The organism is Amaricoccus sp., from assembly GCF_047602525.1.
Lineage (GTDB): Bacteria > Pseudomonadota > Alphaproteobacteria > Rhodobacterales > Rhodobacteraceae > Amaricoccus.
This window is the reverse complement of sequence record NZ_JASGHB010000001.1, coordinates 1,424,112-1,445,035: the sequence shown is the minus strand read 5'-3', so window position 1 is coordinate 1,445,035 and position 20,924 is coordinate 1,424,112. Positions and strand designations below refer to the sequence as shown.

General features: G+C 72.4%; 22 protein-coding genes and 1 pseudogene. 13 read left to right on the top strand and 10 right to left on the bottom strand.

Going from position 1 to position 20,924, the window contains the following annotated elements:
• Positions 1–251 precede the first annotated feature (251 nt).
• The 7 genes and pseudogenes from QM699_RS07555 to QM699_RS07525 all read left to right on the top strand — a co-directional run bounded on the left by QM699_RS07555 (position 252) and on the right by QM699_RS07525 (position 6,160).
• Positions 252–1,388, top strand: coding sequence for an FAD-binding protein (locus tag QM699_RS07555; protein ID WP_415010552.1), 1,137 nt, complete (start codon positions 252–254; stop codon positions 1,386–1,388).
• A pseudogene (gene glcF, locus QM699_RS07550) lies at positions 1,388–2,690 on the top strand (glycolate oxidase subunit GlcF). The gene QM699_RS07555 and the pseudogene glcF overlap by 1 nt, the downstream one beginning before the upstream one ends.
• On the top strand, positions 2,690–3,409 hold the full coding sequence (locus QM699_RS07545; protein ID WP_415010551.1) for a trypsin-like serine peptidase: 720 nt from the start codon (positions 2,690–2,692) through the stop codon (positions 3,407–3,409). The pseudogene glcF and the gene QM699_RS07545 overlap by 1 nt, the downstream one beginning before the upstream one ends.
• Before the next feature lie 122 nt (positions 3,410–3,531).
• Positions 3,532–3,984: an Hsp20 family protein gene (locus QM699_RS07540; protein WP_415010550.1), complete on the top strand. Its 453-nt coding sequence runs from the start codon at positions 3,532–3,534 to the stop codon at positions 3,982–3,984.
• 151 nt (positions 3,985–4,135) lie between these two features.
• Entirely contained in the window at positions 4,136–4,738 is a 603-nt protein-coding gene (locus QM699_RS07535; RefSeq protein WP_415010549.1) for a LemA family protein, read from the top strand.
• Between the two features lie 4 nt (positions 4,739–4,742).
• A complete protein-coding gene (locus QM699_RS07530) occupies positions 4,743–5,549 on the top strand; it encodes a TPM domain-containing protein (protein WP_415010548.1) in 807 nt (268 codons plus the stop codon).
• Positions 5,549–6,160: a TPM domain-containing protein gene (locus QM699_RS07525; RefSeq protein ID WP_415010547.1), complete on the top strand. Its 612-nt coding sequence runs from the start codon at positions 5,549–5,551 to the stop codon at positions 6,158–6,160. The genes QM699_RS07530 and QM699_RS07525 overlap by 1 nt, the downstream gene beginning before the upstream one ends.
• 24 nt (positions 6,161–6,184) lie before the next feature.
• On the opposite strand, the gene QM699_RS07520 is transcribed toward QM699_RS07525, so the two are convergent.
• Complete coding sequence (locus QM699_RS07520) at positions 6,185–7,312, bottom strand: fatty acid desaturase family protein (RefSeq protein WP_415010546.1); 1,128 nt, start codon at positions 7,310–7,312, stop codon at positions 6,185–6,187.
• A gap of 126 nt (positions 7,313–7,438) precedes the next feature.
• On the opposite strand from QM699_RS07520, the gene QM699_RS07515 reads away from it, so the two are divergent.
• Positions 7,439–8,470 (top strand): LacI family DNA-binding transcriptional regulator, encoded by a 1,032-nt coding sequence (locus QM699_RS07515; protein WP_415010545.1) that lies wholly within the window; start codon positions 7,439–7,441, stop codon positions 8,468–8,470.
• Positions 8,471–8,647: 177 nt separating this feature from the next.
• On the opposite strand, the gene QM699_RS07510 is transcribed toward QM699_RS07515, so the two are convergent.
• From QM699_RS07510 to QM699_RS07485, 6 genes are all read right to left on the bottom strand, one after another.
• Complete coding sequence (locus tag QM699_RS07510) at positions 8,648–9,259, bottom strand: HAD family hydrolase (protein ID WP_415010544.1); 612 nt, start codon at positions 9,257–9,259, stop codon at positions 8,648–8,650.
• Positions 9,260–9,291: 32 nt separating this feature from the next.
• A complete protein-coding gene (locus tag QM699_RS07505; RefSeq protein WP_415010543.1) occupies positions 9,292–9,864 on the bottom strand; it encodes a hypothetical protein in 573 nt (190 codons plus the stop codon).
• A 15-nt stretch (positions 9,865–9,879) separates the two neighbouring features.
• Positions 9,880–11,142 carry an HlyC/CorC family transporter gene (locus QM699_RS07500; RefSeq protein WP_415010542.1) on the bottom strand — a complete coding sequence of 421 codons (1,263 nt, stop codon included), beginning with the start codon at positions 11,140–11,142 and terminating at the stop codon, positions 9,880–9,882.
• Positions 11,143–11,215: 73 nt separating this feature from the next.
• Positions 11,216–12,157, bottom strand: a complete 942-nt coding sequence (locus tag QM699_RS07495) for a site-specific tyrosine recombinase XerD (protein WP_415010541.1) — start codon at positions 12,155–12,157, stop codon at positions 11,216–11,218.
• A complete protein-coding gene (locus QM699_RS07490) occupies positions 12,154–13,827 on the bottom strand; it encodes a hypothetical protein (protein ID WP_415010540.1) in 1,674 nt (557 codons plus the stop codon). Before QM699_RS07490 ends, QM699_RS07495 begins: the two co-directional genes overlap by 4 nt.
• Entirely contained in the window at positions 13,824–13,952 is a 129-nt protein-coding gene (locus QM699_RS07485) for a hypothetical protein (RefSeq protein WP_415010539.1), read from the bottom strand. Before QM699_RS07485 ends, QM699_RS07490 begins: the two co-directional genes overlap by 4 nt.
• A gap of 122 nt (positions 13,953–14,074) precedes the next feature.
• Between QM699_RS07485 and QM699_RS07480 the strand changes: the two genes are divergently transcribed.
• The 3 genes from QM699_RS07480 (at position 14,075) to QM699_RS07470 (ending at position 16,958) form a co-directional block, all read left to right on the top strand.
• Positions 14,075–14,686, top strand: a complete 612-nt coding sequence (locus QM699_RS07480; RefSeq protein ID WP_415010538.1) for a shikimate kinase — start codon at positions 14,075–14,077, stop codon at positions 14,684–14,686.
• Positions 14,683–15,822: a 3-dehydroquinate synthase gene (aroB, locus tag QM699_RS07475; RefSeq protein WP_415010537.1), complete on the top strand. Its 1,140-nt coding sequence runs from the start codon at positions 14,683–14,685 to the stop codon at positions 15,820–15,822. The genes QM699_RS07480 and aroB overlap by 4 nt, the downstream gene beginning before the upstream one ends.
• 272 nt (positions 15,823–16,094) lie before the next feature.
• Entirely contained in the window at positions 16,095–16,958 is an 864-nt protein-coding gene (locus tag QM699_RS07470) for a MipA/OmpV family protein (protein WP_415010536.1), read from the top strand.
• A gap of 4 nt (positions 16,959–16,962) precedes the next feature.
• Here the strand turns inward: QM699_RS07470 and QM699_RS07465 are convergent, their stop codons facing one another.
• Positions 16,963–17,334: a TerB family tellurite resistance protein gene (locus QM699_RS07465; protein WP_415010535.1), complete on the bottom strand. Its 372-nt coding sequence runs from the start codon at positions 17,332–17,334 to the stop codon at positions 16,963–16,965.
• Between the two features lie 137 nt (positions 17,335–17,471).
• Positions 17,472–18,560 (bottom strand): PA0069 family radical SAM protein, encoded by a 1,089-nt coding sequence (locus QM699_RS07460; protein WP_415010534.1) that lies wholly within the window; start codon positions 18,558–18,560, stop codon positions 17,472–17,474.
• Positions 18,561–18,724: 164 nt separating this feature from the next.
• Between QM699_RS07460 and QM699_RS07455 the strand changes: the two genes are divergently transcribed.
• Positions 18,725–19,432: a corrinoid protein gene (locus QM699_RS07455; protein ID WP_415012712.1), complete on the top strand. Its 708-nt coding sequence runs from the start codon at positions 18,725–18,727 to the stop codon at positions 19,430–19,432.
• Here QM699_RS07455 and QM699_RS07450 read toward each other — a convergent pair.
• Positions 19,395–20,054 carry a c-type cytochrome gene (locus tag QM699_RS07450; protein WP_415010533.1) on the bottom strand — a complete coding sequence of 220 codons (660 nt, stop codon included), beginning with the start codon at positions 20,052–20,054 and terminating at the stop codon, positions 19,395–19,397. The two genes, QM699_RS07455 and QM699_RS07450, sit on opposite strands and share 38 nt — an antisense overlap.
• A 199-nt stretch (positions 20,055–20,253) precedes the next feature.
• Here QM699_RS07450 and QM699_RS07445 point away from each other — a divergent pair, with 199 nt between their 5' ends.
• Positions 20,254–20,877, top strand: a complete 624-nt coding sequence (locus QM699_RS07445; protein ID WP_415010532.1) for a DUF1638 domain-containing protein — start codon at positions 20,254–20,256, stop codon at positions 20,875–20,877.
• Positions 20,878–20,924 lie beyond the last annotated feature (47 nt).

Here is a 20,924-nt window from a genome sequence, read left to right as displayed (position 1 = left end):
GCCCCGGGGGGACGGCATCGGGGGGCATCGAGCCCCCCGCCGCCGTCGCGGGCAGGTGCCCGCGGGCGCCTCGCCGCAGTGGTCGGCGAGCGGCCGTTCCTTGGGGACGCGGGCCTTGCCCGCGATGCGGCGCGCGCGGTGCGCGCTGGTCTTTCTTTGCCGGTTTTCCGGCTGTGGCCGGAAAACGACTGCTCTCCAGGTTTCAAGGCCGTATGAAGACCTGAAGAAGAATGGCGGATGGGAATGAGGCGATGAGCGCGGAGTTGGCTCCGGAGAGCGAGGCGGAGCTTGCCGAGATGGTGCGGGCGGCGGCCGCGGCGGGGGAGGCGCTGTCGATCCGCGGCGGTGGCACCCGTGGCATCGGCGGCGCGGTGGCGGGGCGGCCGCTGTCGCTCGCGCGGATCGCCGGGATCACGCTCTACGAGCCGGGGGCGCTGACGCTGGTGGCCCGGGCCGGCACGCCGCTCGCTGAGGTCGAGGCGGTGCTCGCGGCCGAGGGGCAGCGGCTGGCCTTCGAGCCCTGGGACGGCCGGGTCGTCTTCGGCGTCGCCGGCGTGCCGACGGTAGGAGGCGTGGCCGCGGTCAACGCGTCCGGGCCGCGGCGGATCGAGGCCGGGGCGGCGCGCGACAGCATGATCGGTGTGCGCTTTGTCGATGGCAGCGGCGCGGTGGTGAAGAACGGCGGGCGGGTGATGAAGAACGTGACCGGGCTCGATCTGGTGAAGCTGCTGGCGGGCAGCCATGGCACGCTCGGCATCCTGACCGAGGTGGCGTTCAAGGTGCTGCCGGCGGCGGCCGAGACCGCGACGCTGGTGTTCGACGGCCATGATCTCGCGACCGCGGGCCGGGCGATGCGCGCGGCGCTGGCCACGCCCTACGGGGTTTCGGGAGCGGCACATGCCGACGGTCGGACGCTGCTTCGGGTCGAGGGGTTTCCGGCGTCGGTGGCGCATCGCGGCGCGGCGCTGGCCACGGCGCTCGCGCGGTTCGGGGCGGCGCGGATCGAGCCCGGGCCGGGACCGTGGGCGGCGATCCGCGACGCCGGCACCCTCGCCGGCCGGGAGGGCGCGCTCTGGCGTATTTCGGTCAAGCCGACCGACGGGCCCGGGGTGGCGGCGAGCCTGGCGCCGGCCGAGGTGGTGCTCGACTGGGCGGGGGGCCTCGTCTGGGCGCTGGCGCCCGAGGCGATCGACGTGCGCGCCCGGCTGGGCGTACCGGGGCACGCCACCCTCGTCCGGGCCAGCGCGGCGGCGAAGGCGCGCTGGGGGGTGTTCGCGCCGGAGCCCGCCCCGGTGGCGGCCCTGTCGGACGGATTGCGGGCGCGGTTCGATCCGAGGGGAATTCTCAACCCGGGGCTGATGGCCGCCCGGGTGGGAGTGGCGGCCTGATGCAGACGAGCTTCACGCCCGAGCAGCTGCGCGATCCCGCCGTGGCCCGCTCGAACCAGAATCCTTCGGACCTGCGTGCATTGCGGGTTCTGCACCGCCACCTGCCCGACCTATCAGGTGCTGGGTGACGAGCTCGACAGCCCGCGCGGGCGGATCTACCTCATCAAGGACATGCTCGAGGCCGGGCGGCCGGCGGATGCCCGGACGGTGCAGCACATCGACCGCTGTCTCTCGTGCCTGTCCTGCATGACCACCTGTCCGTCCGGGGTGCACTACATGCACCTCGTCGACCACGCCCGGGCGCACATCGAGAAGACCTATCGCCGGCCGGCGATGGAGCGGGGTCTGCGTGCGTTGCTGGCGGCGATCCTGCCGTACCCGCGGCGGTTCCGGCTGGCGCTCCGCGCGGCGCGCCTTGGCCGGCCGTTCGCGCGGGTGATGCCGGCGCAGGTCCGCGCCATGCTCGCCTTCGCCCCGGCGCGGCTGCCGGCGGCGAGCCCGATGGACCGGCCGCAGGTGTTCCCGGCGGACGGCGGCCGGCGCAAGCGCGTGGCGCTCCTGACCGGCTGCGCGCAGCGGGTGCTCGACACCGAGATCAACGCGGCGACGATCCGCCTGCTCACGCGGCACGGCTGCGAGGTAGTGGTGGCCGACGGCATGGGCTGCTGCGGTGCCCTGGTGCATCACATGGGGCGCGAGGACGATGCGCGGGGGGCCGCGGCGCGCAATGTGCAGGCCTGGATGCGGGAGGTCCGCGCCGGCGGGCTCGACGCGATCGTCGTCAACACCTCCGGGTGCGGCACGATGGTCAAGGACTATGGCCACCTGTTCGCGGACGGGCCGCTCGCCGGGGACGCCGCGACCGTGGCCGGGCTGGCGCGGGACGTGAGCGAGGTGATGGCCGAACTCGGGGTGGCGCCGGTGGTCGACGTGGGGTCGCTCCGGGTCGCCTACCACGCCGCCTGCTCGCTGCAGCACGGCCAGCAGGTGCGGGTGCAGCCGAAGGCACTGCTGAAGGCGGCGGGCTTCGAGGTGGTGGAGCCGCGCGACAGCCATCTCTGCTGCGGCTCGGCCGGCACCTACAACCTGCTGCAGCCGGAGATTGCCGGCAAGCTGCGGGCGCGCAAGGTGGCGACGATCGAGGATCTGGCGCCGCAGGTGATCGCCGCCGGCAACATCGGCTGCATGGTGCAGATCGGCGCCGGCACCGCGCTGCCGGTGGTGCATACCGCGCAGCTGCTCGACTGGGCCACCGGCGGCCCGCGGCCGGCGGCGGTTGCGGCGGTGCAGGGGGCGGCGTGATGCGCGGGCTCCTCGCGCTGCTGCTGTTGCTCGCGGGGGCGTCGGTGGCGGCGGCGGCGGGTCCGGGCCGGCGGATGCTGGGCGAGGACGAGGCGGTGCCGTTCCGCGGCGTCGGGCGGGTGAACATCGCCGGCAGCCGGTTCTGCACCGGGACGCTGATCGCACCCGACCAGGTGCTGACCGCGGCGCATTGCCTCTACAATCCGCTGACCGGCGCGCGCGTGGCGCCGAACGAGATCCGCTTCGTCGCGGGTCTTCGCATCGAGAAGAAGGCGGCGATGCGGCGGGTGGTCCGCGCGGTCGCCGATCCCGACTTTGCCTTTGGCCGCGCCGGGCCGGCTGGGGTGGCCGCGGATCTGGCGCTGCTGGTGCTGGCGGTGCCGATCCCGGCGAAGGCGGCGGAGCCGTTCGCCACCGGCACGCTCGGGCCGGGGCCGTTCACCATTGTCTCCTATGGCAAGGACCGGCCGCAGGCGCCGTCGATCGAGGGGCCGTGCGGCCTGATCTCGGGCTATGGCGCCGGGCTGGCGCTTGATTGCGCGGTGACCGAAGGGGTGTCCGGCGCCCCGGTGTTCGAAGGCGAGGGCGACGCGCGCCGGCTCGTGGCGGTGATCTCGGCGATGGGGCGCACCATCGGCGGCGGCGGCCGCGACGTGGCTCTGGCGGCGAAGGTCGAGCCGGCGCTCGACCGGCTGCAGGCGCTGGCGGCCACCCCTTGAAACCGCCGCGCGGGATTCCCAGCTAAGCGATGTCCGGGGCCGATGATCGGGCCGGACGCAGAAGAACAGGGCCTGTCCATCGGAAGGTCCAGTCGATGTATCGCTTAACCAAGGATGCAACCATGCGCCACTTTGACTTCTCCCCGCTCTATCGCTCGACTGTCGGCTTTGACCGGCTCGCCAGCGTTCTCGATCAGGCCCTCTCGTCCGACGTGACGCAGAACGCCTATCCGCCCTACAACATCGAGAAGACCGGCGACAACTCGTATCGCATCACCCTCGCCGTTGCCGGCTTTGCCGATAGCGAGCTGAGCGTCGAGGTGCGGGACGGCCAGCTGATCGTCACGGGCCGCAAGGCGGAGACCGAGGAAAAGGCCAGCGTCCTGCATCGCGGCATCGCCACGCGTGCCTTCGAGCGCCGGTTCCAGCTTGCCGACCACGTGCGTGTGGTCGAGGCGGGCACGGAAAACGGCCTGCTGCACGTCAGCCTGGTGCGCGAGATCCCCGAGGCGCTGAAGCCGCGCAAGATCGAGATCGGCAGCGGCAAGGCCATCGAGGCGAAGGCCGCCGCCTGACGCAGGCCGCCGGACGCCGCCAGTTCCGGAATGGATGAATGTGGGGCCCGCTCGACCGAGCGGGCCCCTTCGAACTCCGGCGGGCCATCACCGCCCTTTCACCGGATCGGATCCCCGCCTATCCTCGGCCGTGATTTGAGGAGGCAACCCCATGACGACCCTTTCCCTTCCACGCGCGCGCGCCGTCGTGCTGATGTCGCTGATCGGGCTGTTGCTGTCGGCCTGCGGCTACAACACGATCCCGACGCTGGAAGAGCAGGCGAAGGCCAAGTGGGCCGATGTGCAGAACAACTATCAGCGGCGCGCCGACCTGATCCCGAACCTGGTCGCCACCGTGCAGGGGTATGCCAATCAGGAGAAGGACGTGCTGACCTCGGTGGTGGAGGCGCGGGCCAAGGCCACGCAGATCACCGTGTCGGCCGACGATCTGTCCGATCCGGCAAAGATCAAGGCGTTCCAGGACGCGCAGGGCCAGCTCTCCGGCGCTCTGGGCCGGCTGATCGCGGTGAGCGAGAACTACCCGGACCTGAAGTCGAACCAGAATTTCCTGGCGTTGCAGTCGCAGCTCGAGGGCACGGAGAACCGCATCGCCGTGGCGCGGCGCGACTACATCGAGGCGGTGCGCGCGTACAACACCGCGTTGCGCACCTTCCCCGGCGTGCTCTGGGCGAACACGGTGTTCCGCGGCAGCAAGCCGATGGCGGAGTTCACGGCGGACGACGCGGCGCAGACGCCTCCGGCCGTGAAGTTCTGATGCCGTGACGACCGCGACGATGGCACGCGGGCGCACGTGGCGCGGGGTCTGGCCGCTTGCCCTTGCGTTGCTCGTCGTCGCCACGGCGGCGCTGGCGCTGAGCTTCCCGCCGCTCACCGGCCGGGTCGTCGACCAGGCCGGCATCCTGTCGCCGGAGGCAAGGGCCGCGCTCGAGCCGAAGCTCGCCGAGCTCGAGGCGAAGTCGGGGATCCAGCTCGTCGTGGCGACCGTCGGCTCGCTGCAGGGCGAGGAGATCGAGCCCTATGCCAACGAGCTGTTCCGCGCGTGGAAGCTGGGCGAGGCGGACAGGAACAACGGCGTGCTGCTGCTGGTCGCGCCGAACGAGCGGCGGGTGCGCATCGAGGTCGGCTATGGGCTGGAGGGCACGCTGACCGACGCGCTCTCCGCGGTCATCATCGCCAACGCCATCACGCCGCGCTTCAAGGCCGGCGATTTCTCGGGTGGCGTCGCCCGCGGCGTTGACGACATCATCACCGTGCTGACCACCGACGCCTCCGAATGGGCGGCCCGACCGGAGCTGCGTCTGGACCGGCGGGCCGAGTCCGGGCCGCCGGACTGGCTGATCGCCGGGGCGTTCTTTGCGTTCGTGCTGCTTTTCATCGTCTCGGCCGGCTTCCGGCGCTTCGTCAACGCCGTGCTGCTCGGCGCTCTCGTCAGCCCGGGGCGCGGCGGCCGAACCGGCAGCGGCTTCCCGCGTGGTGGCGGCGGATGGAGCGGTGGCGGTGGTGGCGGAGGCTTTTCCGGCGGCGGTGGGTCGTCCGGCGGCGGCGGCGCGTCGGGGGGCTGGTGATGGAGATGTCGCCTGAGGATCGCGACCGGATCAGTTCGACGATCCGCGCCGCCGAGGCACGGACCACCGGCGAGATCGTCTGCGTGCTCGCGGAGCAGTCGTCCGACAGCCAGGCCCTGCCTGTCCTGCTCGCGGCGCTCGCTGCTCTCGCGCTGCCGTGGGGGCTGATCGCGTTCACCACGCTCAGTGTCGTCTCGATCCTGTCGCTTCAGGCGGTGACGTTCGTGGTCGTCGGGCTGCTCCTGTCCCTGCCGTCCGCCCGTGTGGCGCTGATCCCGCGGCAGGCCCGGCGGGCGATGGCGTTTCGCGTTGCGACCGAGCAGTTCCTGACCCGCTCCGTCTCGCGCACGCGGGACCGCACGGGCGTCCTGATCTTCGTCTCCCTCGCCGAGCACTATGCCCGGATCATCGCCGACGACGGCATCGCGGCGCGGGTGCCTCAGTCGCACTGGCAGGGGGCGGTGGACGCCCTGACCGCGCGCAGCCGCGAGGGGCGCATGGCCGACGGGTTCGTCGCGGCGATCGAGATGTGCGCGGCGGTGCTGGCCGAGCATTTTCCGAGCGCCGACGGTGGCCCGAACGAGCTGCCCGACCGGATCTATCTGATCTGACGCGGGCCGGCCCGGAGCGGGCGGTCAGGCGGCGCCGAGCGCCTCGGCGTGGAAGTCCTCGCGGTAGGGCTTCGCCGTCGACGGCAGCTCGCGCTTCAGGAAGTAGTCCTCGTAGCTGAGCTGGCGGCGCACGGCAGGCCACATCTCGCGAAACGCCTGGGCGATCGAGCTGTTCGGCGCCGGCAGGTCGTGCTTGATCCGCGCATGCAGGGCCGGCAACTGGTGATAGGGCACCATCGGGAACATGTGGTGCTCCACATGGTAGTTCATGTTCCAGTAGATGAACCGTGACACCGGGTTCATGTAGACGGTGCGCGAGTTCAGCCGGTGGTCGAGCACGTCGTCGGCGAGGCCACCGTGCTGCAGCAGGCCGGTCATGATGTGGTGCCACGCGCCGTAGAGCCGGGGCAGGCCGATCACCATCAGCGGCAGGATCGAGTGCAGCGCGATCGAGAGCGCGATGGTCGCGGCATAGATCGCCGTCCAGATCCGGGCGACGCGGATCACCTTCGGCTGCTCCATCTCGGGGATGAACGTCGCCTCCTCCGGGTGGATGCGGCCCGTGGCGTTATAAAGCATCCGGCTCAGGCCGTTCCAGGCGTCGATCAACCCGAAGGTATTGAGCAGCAGCTTGAAAAGGGCGGGGGGGCGCATGAGGGCGATTTCGGGGTCGAGGCCGACGATGTAGGTGTCGGTGTGATGGCGGGTGTGGCTCCAGCGCCAGGTGTAGGGATTGCGGATCATCATGAATGACGCGATCTGATAGACCCAGTCATTCATCCAGGCCGTCCGAAACGCCGTGCCGTGGCCGCATTCGTGCCAGCGCGAGTCCGAGGCCGAGCCGTAGAGCACGCCGTACGCGAGCCAGAACGGCAGCGACAGCCACGGGTGGCCGAGGAGCCAGACGGTGATGCCGAGGCCGGCGAAGGCCGCCAAGCAGCCGAGCCAGACGAGGGTGTCGCGGATCGCCGGCTGGTCGGCGCGCTGCATGAACGCCTTCATTTCCTTGCGGGGCACGTCGGTATGATACCATTCCGCCGCCTTGAGGCCGCTCTCAACCGCCCGCTGGGCGTCGGGCCCGAGCAGGCTGTAGTCGCGTCTGCGGCCGGCGCGGGATGCGGTTCCCAGCGTGGAGAAGGGGGTGTCGACCATGGTTGCCTCCCGAAAGCCCGTTGGGAAGGGGATACGCGCGGATGGGGCGAATCGCAATTTTGGTTGCCATGAAATCTATCAGCATCTATCACCTGGGTCCGGGGGCAGCCCGCGGGAGGGGATGGCATGGTGAGCCGGCCGACGGTCGCGGATGTGGCGCGCGAGGCGGGGGTGAGCGTCGCGACGGTGGACCGGGTGGTGAACGGCCGGCTGCCAGTGCGCGAGGACACCGCCCGCCGGGTGCTGGAGGCGGCGCAGCGCATCAGCTTTCACGCGGTCGGCCTGATCCGCTCTCGGTTGCGCGAGCAGCTGCCGGAGGTGGCGGTCGGCGTGCTGCTGCAACGGCCCGACGAGCCGTTCTATGCCGATCTGACGCGACAGTTGCAGCGGGCCATCACCGGCGCCCGGGCATTCCGCGGCGTTTCACGGCTCGACTATTGGGTGAAGGACGACCCGGAAGACATTGCCGCGCGCCTGCGCCGGCTGGCGCGGCGCTGTCAGGCGGTGGCGCTGGTGAGCCCCGATCATCCCGCGGTCGCGGCAGCGATCGCCGACGTGGCCGGCACGGGCCTGCCGGTCTTCACCATGCTGTCGGACTGCGCGCCGGCGTCGCGGACATCGTACCTCGGCATCGACAGCCGCAAGGCCGGGCGGACGGCGGCGTGGCTGATCCGCAAGTGCGCGCCGCGCGGCGGCAAGGTGGCGGTGATCGTCGGCAGCCGGCGTTTTCAGGGGCACGAGCTGCGCGAGATGGGATTCCGCTCGTTCTTTCGCGAGGTGGCGCCGGAGTTCGTGGTGCTCGACGCGGTGGTGAACTCGGAATCCGATGCCGCGACGGAGGAGGCGATCCTGCAACTCGCGGAGCGGCATCGCGATCTCGTGGGGATCTACCTGGCCGGGGGTGGTGCCGCGGGCGGGGTGGCGGCGTTGCGGGCGATCGAGCCGGGGCGGCGACCGGCGATGATCTGTCCGTCGCTGCAGCCCGAGGTGCGTGCGGCGCTGGCCGACGGGGTGCTGACCGCCGCGATCTGCGAGCCGGTCGATCGCCTGACCGAGCGTCTGGTCGAGGCCGTGACCCAGGCGCTCGACGAGCAGGGGCCGCGGGTGCCGAACCAGATCGTCCTGCCGATGGACCTGTACACGCCGGAGAACCTGTGAGCGCCCGACCTCGTGCGACGGGAGCATGTCGTGAGGTTAACGCCTGAGGTTAATGGCAAAACCGATCACGACCCGGCCATGCACGGATCATGCACAACGTATGCACCAATCATATGTCAAGCGATGCACCCCCGGCCGCAGCTCGACGGGTCGGTTGGGGGTTAACGGGAGGCGGGATCAGACCGGCAGGCCGATGGCGTCGCGCAGCGTGCGGCGGAGCGTGGCCGCGTCGGTGAAGACGATGCCGGTGAGGCCGAGTGCCTCGGCCGCGGCGACGTTCTTCGGCAGGTCGTCGATGAACACCGCCTCCCCCGCCGCGATGCCGTTGCGCGCGAGGCAGAGGCGGAAGATCTCCGGGCCGGGCTTGGTCATGCGCTCGACGCCGGAGACGACGATGTCGCGGAAGCTCGACGCGAGGAACGGGTGGCGGGCCAGCGTCTCGGAAAACTTCGGCTCGGAGAAGTTGGTGATGGCGTAGAGCGGCACGCCGGCCGCCTTCAGTTCGGCCAGCAGTTCCGGCATGCCGGGCACCGGCCCGACGATCGTCTCGTGCCAGCGGTCGCGATAGGCGGCGAGCAGCTCGGCCCGGTGCGGGAAGCGGGCCGCGTGCGTGGCGACGCCCTCGTCCCACGGCACGCCACCGTCGAACTGGTGATTCCAGTCGGAAAAGCCGACCTCGGCGAGGAAGGCGTCGACCGCCGCGGCGTCGGGCAGCAGCGTGCCGAACAGCGCCTGCGGCTCCCAGCGCAGCAGCACGTTGCCGATGTCGAAGATGAGCGTCCGGGGCACGAGGGAGATATCCTTGTGGTTGCCGGCGAACGCTACTCGCTCGCCCCGGCGCCGGCAACCGGGCGCCCGGCGCGGGCGCGCGCTGCCTTGGCGCTGCGCACCGTGTAGGCGGCGGCGCCGGCGATGGCGGCGACGGTGGCGAGGATGCCGACCGCTTTCGGGATGCCGGTGGCGAAGTCGAGCAGCGCGTCGGCGAGCACGACGATCGCGAAGGCGATGGCCCAGGCGAGGGTGATGCGGCGGTTGAGCTGTACGAAGCGCGGGTCGTCCCACACCTCGCGCGGCGCCTGCTCGCGGGCGTATTGCAGCGTGAAGGGCCGGCCGACCAGCAGCGAGACGAGCACGATGCCGAGGAGACCGATGTCGACGGCGAGCTTCACGCCGGCGATCGACTCCGCGCGGGCGGTCAGGTGGATGAAGCCGGCGATGCCGAGAAACAGCGCGAGGGTGCCGACCTCGAGGATTTTCGGCGTCTCGCCGCGCCGCCAGCCGCGCAGGACCAGCACCGCCGAGAGGACCGCCGCGACCAGCAGCGCGCCGCTCGCACCCAGCGGGCCGGTGAGCAGGGCGAAGGCGATGAACGGCAGGAACGCGACGACGGTCATGGGACGAGACCTCGCTCAGGTGAGCTTTCGGATGCGCAGGCGGGTCAGGCGATGCTGCTCCCGGCCGAGGACCTCGAAGCGGAAGCCGTGGAAGCTGAACGCCTCGCCCGTGCTCGGGATCGACTGCGCCTCGTGGATCACCAGGCCGGCGATGGTGTTGGCCTCCTCGTCGGGCAGGCTCCAGTCGCAGGTGCGGTTCAGCTCGCGGATCGACACGCCGCCGTCGACCTCGACCGAGCCGTCGGGCTGCGGGTGGATGCCTTCGGGCGCCTCGACGTCGTGTTCGTCGGTGATGTCGCCGACGATTTCCTCGAGGATGTCCTCGAGCGTGACGAGGCCCTGCAGCGCGCCGTATTCGTCGACGACCAGCGCGAAGTGCGCGCGCCGGCGCAGGAATTCGCGCAACTGGTCCTCGAGCGTGGTGGTCTCGGGGACGAAGTAGGGCTCCATCGCCACGTCCATGACGTCGAAGCCGTCGAGCGCGCCGGCGCCGCGCTGGTCGCGGACGAAGGCGTGGACGGCGCGGGACAGGTCCTTGGCGTGGATGACGCCGACGATGTTCTCCGGCTCGCCGCGAAAGATCGGCAGGCGGGTGTGCGGCGAGGCGATCGCCTGGGCGAGGATCTCGTCCGGCGGCGCGTCGGCGTCGATCATCTCGATGTCGCGCCGGTGCATCATCACCTCCTCGACCTGACGCTCGCCGAGGTCGAAGGCCTCGAGCACGGCGTCGGCCTCGGCCTGACGCTCGCCCGGGTCGGTGCCGGCCTCCGTCGGGTCGACCTCGGCCCGCACCGGCGGCAGGCGGCGGGCGATGCCGTGGAACAGCCCCGCGACCGGCGCCAGCAGGCGGAGGAGCGGGCGCACCGGCCGCACCAGCCGGATCGCGGCGGCCTCGGCGTCCGCGCCGACCGCCGCACGCGGCAGCTGGCGGGCGAGGAGCGCGATCACCACCGTCATCGTCACGGCACTGAGCGCGACGCCGCCGCGTGGCAGCAGGCGGACGAGCAGGCCGGTGGCAAGCGCCGTCGCCACGACGTTGGCGGCGGTGGTGCCGAAGAGGACGGCCGCGACCAGCCGCTCGCGGTCCTCGACGAGGGCGAGGACTTGCGGCGCACCGCGCTGGCCGCGCTCGGCGAGCAGGTGCAGGCGTGTGCGGCTGACGGTCGAGGCGGCGGTGCCGAAGGCGGCGAGCAGCGCCGAGGCGGCGAGGAGCACGGCGATCGCGACGCCGGAGCCGAGAAGCAGGGCGAGCGTCGGGGCCTCGGTCGGCGGCTGCATCGGGATCGTCCTTGGGGAGTGTCGGGCTCGGGCAGTATCGAGAAGTATCGGCGCTCGCGGATCCGTTATGCGGTCAGCGCTCGTCGGCTTCAAGCGCCGCCGCGGGCGTGGCGAGGGGGTGTTTCTCCAGCACCAGCTCGCGGAGGCGCGCCTCGATGACGTGGGTGTAGATCTCGGTCGTGGCGATCGAGGCGTGGCCGAGCAGGGTCTGGATCACCCGCAGGTCGGCACCGTGGGCGAGCAGGTGGGTGGCGAACGCGTGACGCAGCGTGTGGGGCGAGATCGACGTGGGGTCGAGCCCGGCGAAGCGCGCGAGGTCCTTGACGAGCAGGAAGAAGCGCTCGCGCGTCATGTGGCCGCGCCGCCCGCGCGAGGGAAAGAGGTGGGGCGAGCGGGGCCGGCCCGGCTCCGCGCGGGCGTCGAGGTGGCCGAGCCAGGTGGCGAGCGCCTCGCGGGCGGGCGGCGAGAGCGGCACCATGCGCTCGCGGCCGCCCTTGCCGCGGACAAGGATCATCCGCGGGTCGCCGCGGGCGGCCGCGACCGGCAGCGAGACCAGCTCGGAGACGCGCAGGCCGGTGGCGTAGAGGATCTGCATGAGGCAGGTGTCGCGCAGCCGGTCGGCCTCGGTGCGGCCGAAGGCGGTGGCGGCGTCGAGCAGGCGGTCGACCTCGGCCTCGGCGAGCGAGGCGGGCAGCGCCCGGCGGCGCCTCGGCCCGCGGATCAGCGCCGCCGGGTCGTCGGTGCGCCAGCCTTCGAGGAAGGCGAAGCGGTAGAGCTGGCGGATGGCCGAGAGGCGGCGGGCGCGGGTGGCGTCGGCCATGCCGCGGTCGGCCTGATCGACGAGGTAGGCCTCGATGTCGGGTCGGCCGGCGGTCGAGAGGTCGAGGCCGCGGGGGACGAGGAAGGCGGAGAAGTCGGTGAGGTCGCGCGCGTAGGAGAGCGTGGTGTTGCGCGCGGCGTCGCGCTCGGCCTGGATCGCCTCGAGGAAGCGCTCGAGCCAGCGGGTGTCGCTCATGGCGCGGCATCCGCGAGCAGGGTCTCGACGGCGATGGCGTGGGCGGCCTCGGTCTGGCCGGCGAGGCGCAGGGTGAGGAGGGCGGCGCGCAGCCCCTGGGGGTCGACGGCGGGGCCGGCGGCGACGAGGGCGAGGGCGCCGAGCAGCGCCTCGCCCTGGCGGCCGGTGGCGACGAGGCTGGCGAGGGCGCGCTCGCGGTCGTCGGCGGCGTCGGCGGCGGTGAGGCCCGCGAGCGCGAAGCGGGCGAGCTCGCTCGGCGGCTCCGTTGCGGGCCGGGGCGCGTCGGGCGCGGCGCGGGCGAGGGCGAGCGCGGCGGCGACCGCCGGGCCGGGATCGGGGATGGCGGCCGCGGCGTCGGGCCGGCCGGCGAGGAGCAGGAGCTGCGCCAGCCGGTCGCGGTCGGGGCCGGGCCAGCCGGCGGCGTCGATTTGCGCGAGGCGGTCGGCATAGGCGCGGGCGAAGGCGACGCGCAGGCCGCGGGCACCGAGCGCGGCGTCGGCTGCGGCGAGCGGCGCGGCGAGGACCGCCGCGGAGCCGGCAGGGGCCTCGGCGGGCTGAGCCTGAGTGGGCGGAGCTTCGGGGGGGCGGGCGTCGGGCGGGGCGTCGAGGGCCGCGTCGAGCGCCTGCACCGCCTCGGCGCGGTCCCAGACGCCCCCCGAGGCCGCCGGCTCGCCGGAGCGATAGGCGGCGAAGAGCGGGCCGTCGTCGATGGCGCCGGTCAGGGCCAGCCGCTCGGCCGCCTCGATCCGCATCCGCATCGGCGTGTGCTCTGTCAGGTCCTGCACGAGGAACGCGTTCGGCAGCGCGCCGGGCGGCCGCGGCAGGCCCACGGCCTCGCGCATCAGGAAGTCGAGCGGGGTGAGCGGGTCGGGGATCGGCGGTTCTTCGGCCTCCTCGAACAGCTCGGGGTCGAGGAAGCGGGCGAGCAGCGCCTGCTCGTCGGCGTCGATCTGGCCGAGCTGCTGGCCGAGGGTGAGGGTGATCTCGGCCGCGCCCCAGTCGCCGCCGCGGGCGAGGCAGAACACCCGGGCGGGCAGGGTCGGCGACAGCGCGGGATTCTGCCGCAGCGCCGCGCAGGGCTCGGCGGCGCGGTCGAGCAGGAGCCCGGTGTCGAACCAGCGCCGGAAGAGGTCGGGCGTGTCCGGGCCGGCCGCCTCGACCAGCGCCGCGGCCTGCTCGAGCGCGCCGATGCCGAGCAGGCGGTCGAGCCGGGCAACGAGGACGCTGGTCTCGGCCCCGGCGCCGGCGGGCGGATCGGCCTCGGCGAGCAGGAGGCGCTGGAACAGCGCCTGCGCCGCCGGCACGCCGGTGCCGGGGGCATCGAGGATCTGGTCGCGCACCGCTTCGGCGGACTGGCCGTCCCAGAGCCGGCGCGAGAAGCCGGTCGATTCCGGCGGCAGGAGGCCGATGGCGTCGCGGCTGACCGCCGGCAGCGGCGTCACCGTGATCTCGCCGTCCCCGCCGGCGGGCGCCCCGGGCGAGGCTGGCGCGGCAGACGGTGCCGGCGGCGCCACGCTCTGGATGCTCTCGGAGAGCCACGGGATCGCACTGCGCGGCTCGGCCGCACGGGCGGGCGCGGCTGCCGCCAGCGCAGCCGCGATCAGCGCCGCCGGGGCGGCGAGGGCGCGTGTGGGACCGCGGGGGCGTCGCCGGCCCGCGTGCCCGCTCACTTCGCCTCGACGGGGACCTCGACGTCCCGCTGGGGAGCCGGCAGATCCGAGAAGAGCGCAAACCCCACGAGGCCGACAACCGCGACGATCAGAAGGTAGAGTAATATCCGGCCGAAAATCCGCATCCTGTCCTGCTCTGCCCAGTCCCGGCTTGACGCCGCGTTCTCGAGCCGTCAATCACGGGGACCATCCGCCGGCGACGACTGCCGCGGGATTCTAGCTTGGGCGCGTCGGCACGGCAATTGCGATGATCGAACGTTCGCCGATGACCGCGGAGACAAGGCCAGCGCCGTTCAAGCTGACCCGGACGATTGTCCTGGTCGGCCTGATGGGGGCCGGAAAGACCAGTGTCGGCAAGCGGCTCGCCGGCATGCTCGGCGTCGGATTCGTCGACTCGGACGTGGAGATCGAGGAGGCGGCCGGGATGACCATCCCGGAGATCTTCGCCAGCCTGGGCGAGCCCGCGTTCCGCGACGGCGAGCGCCGGGTGATCGGGCGGCTGCTGGCGGAGCGGCCGCATGTGCTCGCCACCGGCGGCGGCTCGTTCGTCGAGCCGCGCACCCGGGCCGAGATCAAGTCGCTCGGCACCTCGGTCTGGCTGCGCGCCGACGTCGACCTCCTGTTCGAGCGGGTGCGCGACCGCCCGGGCCGGCCGCTGCTGCAGGTCGACGACCCCAAGGCGGTGCTGACCGATCTCAACACCCGCCGCGCCCCTTTCTATGCCGAGGCGGACGTCACCGTGGACAGCCGCCGCGGCTGCAGCCACGAGACCATGGCGCGCACCATCATCGAGGCGATCCGCGCCTATGACCTCGCGGGCGGCCTCGCCCGGGGCAGCACCTTCGAGGAGACGATGTGACCCGCACCTCCGCAACCGTCCACGTGCCGCTCGGCGCGCGCGCGTATGACATCCGCATCGGCGAGGGGCTCCTATCCCGCGCCGGCGCCGAGATCGGGCCGCTCCTGCGCCGGCCGCGGGTGGCGGTCGTCACCGAGGCCCGCGTCGAGGCGCTGCACGGTGCGACGCTGGCGGCGGGGCTGGAGGCCGCCGGCATCGGCATGGCCGCGCTGGCGCTGGAGCCGGGCGAGGCGACCAAGAGCTGGCGCTCGCTCGAGACGGTGGTCGAGTGGCTGATCGGCGAGAAGGTCGCGCGCGACGACGTGGTGGTGGCGTTCGGCGGCGGCGTGGTCGGGGACCTCGCGGGCTTCGCCGCGGCGATCCTGCGGCGGGGGGTGCGCTTCGTGCAGATCCCGACGACGCTGCTCGCGCAGGTCGACAGCTCGGTCGGCGGCAAGACCGGGATCAATTCTCCGCAGGGCAAGAACCTCGTCGGCGCCTTTCACCAGCCACGGCTGGTGCTGGCGGACACCGGCCTGCTCGACACGCTGCCGGAGCGCGACTTTCGCGCCGGCTATGCCGAGGTGGCGAAGTACGGCCTGCTCGGCGACGCGGCCTTCTTCGACTGGCTCGAGGCGAACGCGCCGGCGCTGGCGGCCGGCGACCCGGCCGCGCGTGCCCACGCGGTGCGGCGCTCGTGCGAGATGAAGGCCGAGATCGTGGTGCGCGACGAGACCGAGGAGGGCGACCGCGCGCTGCTCAACCTCGGCCACACCTTCGGTCATGCGCTCGAGGCGGCGACGGGCTACGGCGACCGGCTGCTGCATGGCGAGGGCGTGGCGATCGGTTGTGTGCTGGCTTTCGAGCTGTCGGCCCGGCTCGGGCTCTGTCCGCAGGAGGCGCCGAGCCGGGTTGCGGCGCACTTCGACCGCATGGGGATGCGCCGCCGGCTCGCCGACGTGCCGGGCGCGCTGCCGGACGCCGACGCGCTGGTCGGCCTGATGGCGCAGGACAAGAAGGTGCGCGACGGCCGCATCGCCTTCATCCTGGCGCGCGACATCGGTGCGGCCTTCGTGGCGCGCGACGTCGGTCTGGCGCCGGTGCGGGCGCTGCTCGCCGAGGCGCTGGCCGACCGCGCCCGGCTGGCGGTGTCCTGAGCGCAGAGGCCGCCCCTCTCGGGCGTCGTCTCGACGGACGGGCGTCGCGAGGGGGCTGCCGCCGCCTCCTGGCCTGCGGCCGGTCCACCCCTGCGAGTATTTTTCGGCAAGGGGAAGGCAGGAAGGCGGGATGGGCGGGCGGGCCGTCTGGGGAGGATCGGCGGCTCCTCTGCGCTGCCGCTGGTTGCAAACCGATCGTTAACGTTTAGACTTTGTTAGCGGAGTTGGTGAAGGCTGGCTCACGTGGCGGGCGATTCTATTCCGGGAGAGCGATGCGCCTCGGTTGGAACATGCGAATGGTGGTGGCGGCGACGCTCGCGTCGCTGCTCGTCGTCGGCTGGTCCGGCGCGCCGGCCCATGCGCAGACCACCGAGATGCCGGCGCCGCTCGACACCGACCCGAGCCTGCCGGTCGGGCCCGGCGGGCCGGACGATGCGCCGCGCGTCCTGATGACCGTTCGGGGCGGGATCACTGTCAGCCCGTCGTACTTCGGGTCGGACGACTACAAGCTCGGGCCGGACATGGGCGTGCGCTTCGATTTCATCCACCTGCCCGGCGGCTTCGACTGGGGGTCGGCCGGTCCGGGCCCCGCAGGCAGCCGTTCGGGCTGGGACCTGCGCGGCTCGGCGCGCTATGTCGGCGGCCGCGACCTGAGCGGCGCGCTCTCCGGTCTCGGCGATGTCGACAGGACCTTCGAGGCGGGCCTCGGCCTCGGCTACGAGCAGCGGAACTATCGGGTGTTCACCGACGTGCGCTATGGCGTGATCGGCACCAACGCCTGGACCGGCGAGGTGGGCGCCGATGGCATCGCCCGGCCGATCGAGGGATTGACGCTGTCGCTCGGGCCGCGGCTCGCCTTTGGCGACGACCGCTTCACCCAGACCTATTTCGGCATCACCGACGCGCAGGCGGCGGTCTCGGGGCTGGAGCCGCACGAGGCCAAGGGCGGGCTCTATTCCGCCGGCATCGAGGTCGGGGCGCGCTACATGGTGGGCTCGCGCTGGGGCGTCGAGGGCGCTGCGAGCTGGAACCGCCTGCTGGGCAGCGCGGGGGACTCGCCGATCACCGAGGCGGGCTCGCAGGATCAGCTCAAGGTCCGCCTCGGCGTGACGCGGAGCCTGAGCCTCGATTTCTAGCGGCTCAGCCCTCGCCGCGCAGCGCGCGCTGGCGGGCGAGACCGGACTCCACGTCGGAGACGCCGAGCAGGTTGACGATGAGGCGCATCAGGCCGTGCTCGTCGGCGTTGATGCCATCGGTGGCGGCGACGCGCCAGAGCGCCTCGACGATGCCGGTTCGCTCGTCGTAGGGGACGGCGTCCTTGACGAGGCGGGTGAACTGCACGGTGTCCTGCGCCGCCGCCTCGGTGCGCTCGGCATCCGTGCGGATCCGGGCGGCGGCGTCGGGGGCGAGGCGGTACTGGCGGGCGAGGGCGGCGTCGATGCGACGGCGCTCGGCATCGCTGTAGCGGCCATCGGCGCGGCACAGGCGGACCATGAGCGCACCGAGCGCCACCCGGGCCTCGTCGGGGTGGTGCGCGGGCGGCGGGGCCACGAGATGGCGGAGCAGGTTTGCGAGCATCTCCGAGATATAGGGGAGGCGCGGCCGGCGGCGCCAGAGGGTCGGCGCCGCGCGCGGTGATTTGATCGGAGCTAGAACAGCGCGAGCTGCCGCGGGCCGGCGTCGGGGATGCGGAACAGGTCGGTGCGCAGCGGTCGCAGCCCGCGGTTGAGGCCGAGGCGGGCGCAGGCGGCGGCGAAGCGGCGGCCGATCAGCTCGGCGACGACGCCCTCGCCCTTCATGCGGCGGCCCCAGGCGGGATCGTAGTCGCGCCCGCCGTGCATCTCGCGCACGAGCCCCATCACCCGGCGCGCGCGGTCGGGATAGTGCTCCTCGAGCCAGGCGCGGAACAGCGGGCCGACCTCGCGCGGCAGGCGCAGGACGATGTAGGTGGCGCCGGTGACGCCGGCGCCGGCAGCGGCGGCGAGCAGGGCCTCGATCTCGTGGTCGTTGAGGCCGGGGATCATCGGGCCGATCGAGACGCGGGTGGGGCAGCCGGCCGCCGCCAGCCGGCCGAGCGCGGCGAGCCGGCGCTCGGGCGCGGCGGCGCGGGGCTCCATGGCGCGGGCGAGGCGGCGGTCGAGGGTCGTGACCGTCAGACCGGCCGTGGCGAGGCCCGCCGCGCCCATTTCGCCGAGGATGTCGGCGTCGCGCTCGATCAGCGCGCCTTTGGTCAGAATGTGAACCGGGTGGCGGAAGTCTCTGAGAACGCATAGGATCTGGCGCATGGTGCCATAACGCTTCTCGATCGGCTGATAGGGGTCGGTGTTGGTGCCGATGGCGATCGGCGCCGGGCGGTAGCCGCGGCGGGAGAGTTCTGCCACCAGAACGCGCGCGGCGTCGGGCTTGGCGGTCAGCTTCGTCTCGAAGTCGAGGCCGGGCGAGAGGCCGAGGAAGGAGTGCGTCGGCCGGGCGAAGCAGTAGATGCAGCCGTGCTCGCAGCCGCGATAGGGATTGATCGAGCGGTCGAAGGGAATGTCCGGGCTCTGGTTGTGCGCAAGGATCGAGCGCGGCCGCTCCACGGCCACCTCGGTCCGGGTGGGGGCGATCTCGTCGTCGCGCCCCCAGCCGTCATCCACCGCCACATGCTCCAGCCGCTCGAAGCGGCCGGCCATGTTGAGCGCCGCCCCGCGCGCGCGGCGGGCGTCCTTCGGTATCCGCTCCGATTCGTCGCTGGACATACCGGAAAACTAGAACAAGACGGGAACATTTGCCAGCGCCGGGCGGTCTCGCGCGTGACGTGCCGTCGGGGACGGCGGACGCGAGGTCGTTTCCGGATGGCGCGCGGCCGCCCGGATGGGATTAGCTGGCGGCGAGTGACCTTCACATGCGCGAGGGCGGCGGCATGGCCGACGACGGCGACGACGAGATCATCCTGAGCGAGCTGCCGGACGACGAGCTGGTGCCTCAGATGCACGACGACCTTTACGACGGCCTCCGCGACGAGGTGGTCGAGGGCGTCAACATCCTGCTCGGGCGGGGCTGGACCCCCTACGACGTGCTGACCAAGGCGCTGGTCGAGGGGATGCGGATCGTCGGCATCGACTTTCGCGACGGCATCCTGTTCGTGCCGGAGGTGCTGCTCGCCGCCAACGCGATGAAGGCGGGCATGGCGATCCTGAAGCCGCTGCTGATCGAGACCGGCGCGCCGCGCCTGGGCAAGATGGTGATCGGCACGGTCAAGGGCGACATCCACGACATCGGCAAGAACCTCGTGTCGATGATGATGGAGGGCGCGGGCTTCGAGGTGGTGGACCTCGGCATCAACAACGCCGCCGAGAGCTACATCGAGGCGCTGGAGCGCGAGGGCGCGGATATCCTCGGCATGTCGGCGCTGCTGACCACGACGATGCCCTACATGAAGGTGGTGATCGACACCCTGAAGGCGAAGGGCGTCCGCGACGACATCGTGGTGCTGGTGGGGGGCGCGCCGCTCAACGAGGAATTCGGCCGGGCGATCGGCGCGGACGCCTATTGTCGGGACGCGGCGGTAGCGGTGGAGACCGCCAAGGAATTCATGGCGCGCAAGCACAACCAGATGGCGCGCGCCTGAGCCTGCCCGCGCCGATCAGGGCGCGGGAGGGCGTGGCCGGGACTTCGAGATAGGCCGCCACGTCCCATGCCTGCGCTGGGGCGAGGACGGGGGCGGCCTGAGAGCTGCCGAGTGGCATGTTCGCATGGATGAACGCGGCAGCGGTCGCGACGCGCGCCATGCCGGCCGCGGCGTTGAAGCTGTCCGGGCCCCAGAGCGGGGGGTGCAGGTAGCCCGCGGCGTCGCCCGGCAGGCCATTGCGCATCCCCGATCCGTCCGGCCGGTGGCAGGGGGCGCACTGTTCGAGGTAGAGCGCGGCACCCCTGACCGGAGCCGGAGAGGCGGGCGGCGCGACGAGTGCATCGGGATCCTCCGCCGGGTCGCCGAAGCTGCCCGGGCGGGCGGAGAGGGCGTCGAGATAGGCGACGAGGGCGTGCATCTCGCGGCCGTCTTCCGGCAGGGGCCGGCCGTTCATGCTGCGGGTCATGCAGCCGTTGATCCGGTCCTCGATCGACTCGCGGCCGCCGCCCGGCAGCGGCTTCGGGTACTTCGCGCTCACACCCACGAGGGACAGGCCGTGGCTGCGCGTGCCGGCGTCCATGTGGCAGTTCTGGCAGGCGAGATTGTTGCCGGCGTAGCGCATCGCCGCGTCTTCCACCTCCGGGCCGATGAGCGCGAAGGTCTCCGTGACGAGTGCCGGCCGTAGTCGGCATCGGGCAGCGCCAGAGGGCCGGCGACTGCGGCGGTCGGGCCGACGAGCAGGGCGAGGGCGAGAGCGGTTCGTGACAGCATTCAGACCTTCCGATTGCGCCGGCGCGCGCTAGATAGTGCTGACGCGGCCTATGGGAGACGCTCGCATGAACGATAGCGCCGGACCCCGCTGCCTGGACAGCGTGCTGGTCATCGCCTGCGGCGCGCTGGCGCGGGAGATCCTCGCGTTGAAGCGGATGAACGGCTGGGAGCATCTGGACCTCGCCTGCCTGCCGGCCAAGCTGCACCTCTGGCCCGACCGGATCCCGGACGCGGTGGCGGCGGCGGTCGAGGAGGCGCGCGGGCGCTATGGGCGGGTGTTCGTCGCCTATGCCGATTGCGGCACCGGCGGTTTGCTCGCCGCACGCTGCGCCGGGCTCGGGGTCGAGATGCTGGCCGGCCCGCACTGCTACAGCTTCTTCGAGGGCAACGCGGCGTTCGCCGCCCATGCGGACGAGGAAATGCGGGCGTTCTACCTCACCGATTTCCTGGTGCGGCAATTCGACGCCTTCGTGTGGCGCCCCATGGGTCTCGACCGGCATCCGGAGCTGCGCGACATGCTGTTCGGCAACTACGAGCGGCTGGTCTATCTGGCGCAGACCGACGACCCGGTGCTGTCGGCGGAGGCGGAGCGGTGCGCCGCGCGCCTCGGGCTCGGCTACCAGCGCCGGTTCACCGGCTATGGCGACCTTGCGCGCGCGCTCGCTCTGGCGTGAGGGGCCGCTTTCACGCGCTCGGCGCTGGCAGCGAGCGAAGTCCGGGT

Bases quoted from the DNA above. Each gene is read 5' to 3' on its own strand.
- QM699_RS07555 (WP_415010552.1), top strand. From the start codon at position 252: ATGAGCGCGGAGTTGGCTCCGGAGAGCGAGGCGGAGCTTGCCGAGATG.
- QM699_RS07545 (WP_415010551.1), top strand. From the start codon at position 2,690: ATGCGCGGGCTCCTCGCGCTGCTGCTGTTGCTCGCGGGGGCGTCGGTG.
- QM699_RS07540 (WP_415010550.1), top strand. From the start codon at position 3,532: ATGCGCCACTTTGACTTCTCCCCGCTCTATCGCTCGACTGTCGGCTTT.
- QM699_RS07535 (WP_415010549.1), top strand. From the start codon at position 4,136: ATGACGACCCTTTCCCTTCCACGCGCGCGCGCCGTCGTGCTGATGTCG.
- QM699_RS07525 (WP_415010547.1), top strand. From the start codon at position 5,549: ATGGAGATGTCGCCTGAGGATCGCGACCGGATCAGTTCGACGATCCGC.
- QM699_RS07520 (WP_415010546.1), bottom strand. From the start codon at position 7,312: ATGGTCGACACCCCCTTCTCCACGCTGGGAACCGCATCCCGCGCCGGC.
- QM699_RS07515 (WP_415010545.1), top strand. From the start codon at position 7,439: ATGGTGAGCCGGCCGACGGTCGCGGATGTGGCGCGCGAGGCGGGGGTG.
- QM699_RS07505 (WP_415010543.1), bottom strand. From the start codon at position 9,864: ATGACCGTCGTCGCGTTCCTGCCGTTCATCGCCTTCGCCCTGCTCACC.
- QM699_RS07500 (WP_415010542.1), bottom strand. From the start codon at position 11,142: ATGCAGCCGCCGACCGAGGCCCCGACGCTCGCCCTGCTTCTCGGCTCC.
- QM699_RS07495 (WP_415010541.1), bottom strand. From the start codon at position 12,157: ATGAGCGACACCCGCTGGCTCGAGCGCTTCCTCGAGGCGATCCAGGCC.
- QM699_RS07485 (WP_415010539.1), bottom strand. From the start codon at position 13,952: ATGCGGATTTTCGGCCGGATATTACTCTACCTTCTGATCGTCGCGGTT.
- QM699_RS07480 (WP_415010538.1), top strand. From the start codon at position 14,075: ATGATCGAACGTTCGCCGATGACCGCGGAGACAAGGCCAGCGCCGTTC.
- QM699_RS07470 (WP_415010536.1), top strand. From the start codon at position 16,095: ATGCGCCTCGGTTGGAACATGCGAATGGTGGTGGCGGCGACGCTCGCG.
- QM699_RS07460 (WP_415010534.1), bottom strand. From the start codon at position 18,560: ATGTCCAGCGACGAATCGGAGCGGATACCGAAGGACGCCCGCCGCGCG.
- QM699_RS07455 (WP_415012712.1), top strand. From the start codon at position 18,725: ATGGCCGACGACGGCGACGACGAGATCATCCTGAGCGAGCTGCCGGAC.
- QM699_RS07450 (WP_415010533.1), bottom strand. From the start codon at position 20,054: ATGCGCTACGCCGGCAACAATCTCGCCTGCCAGAACTGCCACATGGAC.
- QM699_RS07445 (WP_415010532.1), top strand. From the start codon at position 20,254: ATGGGAGACGCTCGCATGAACGATAGCGCCGGACCCCGCTGCCTGGAC.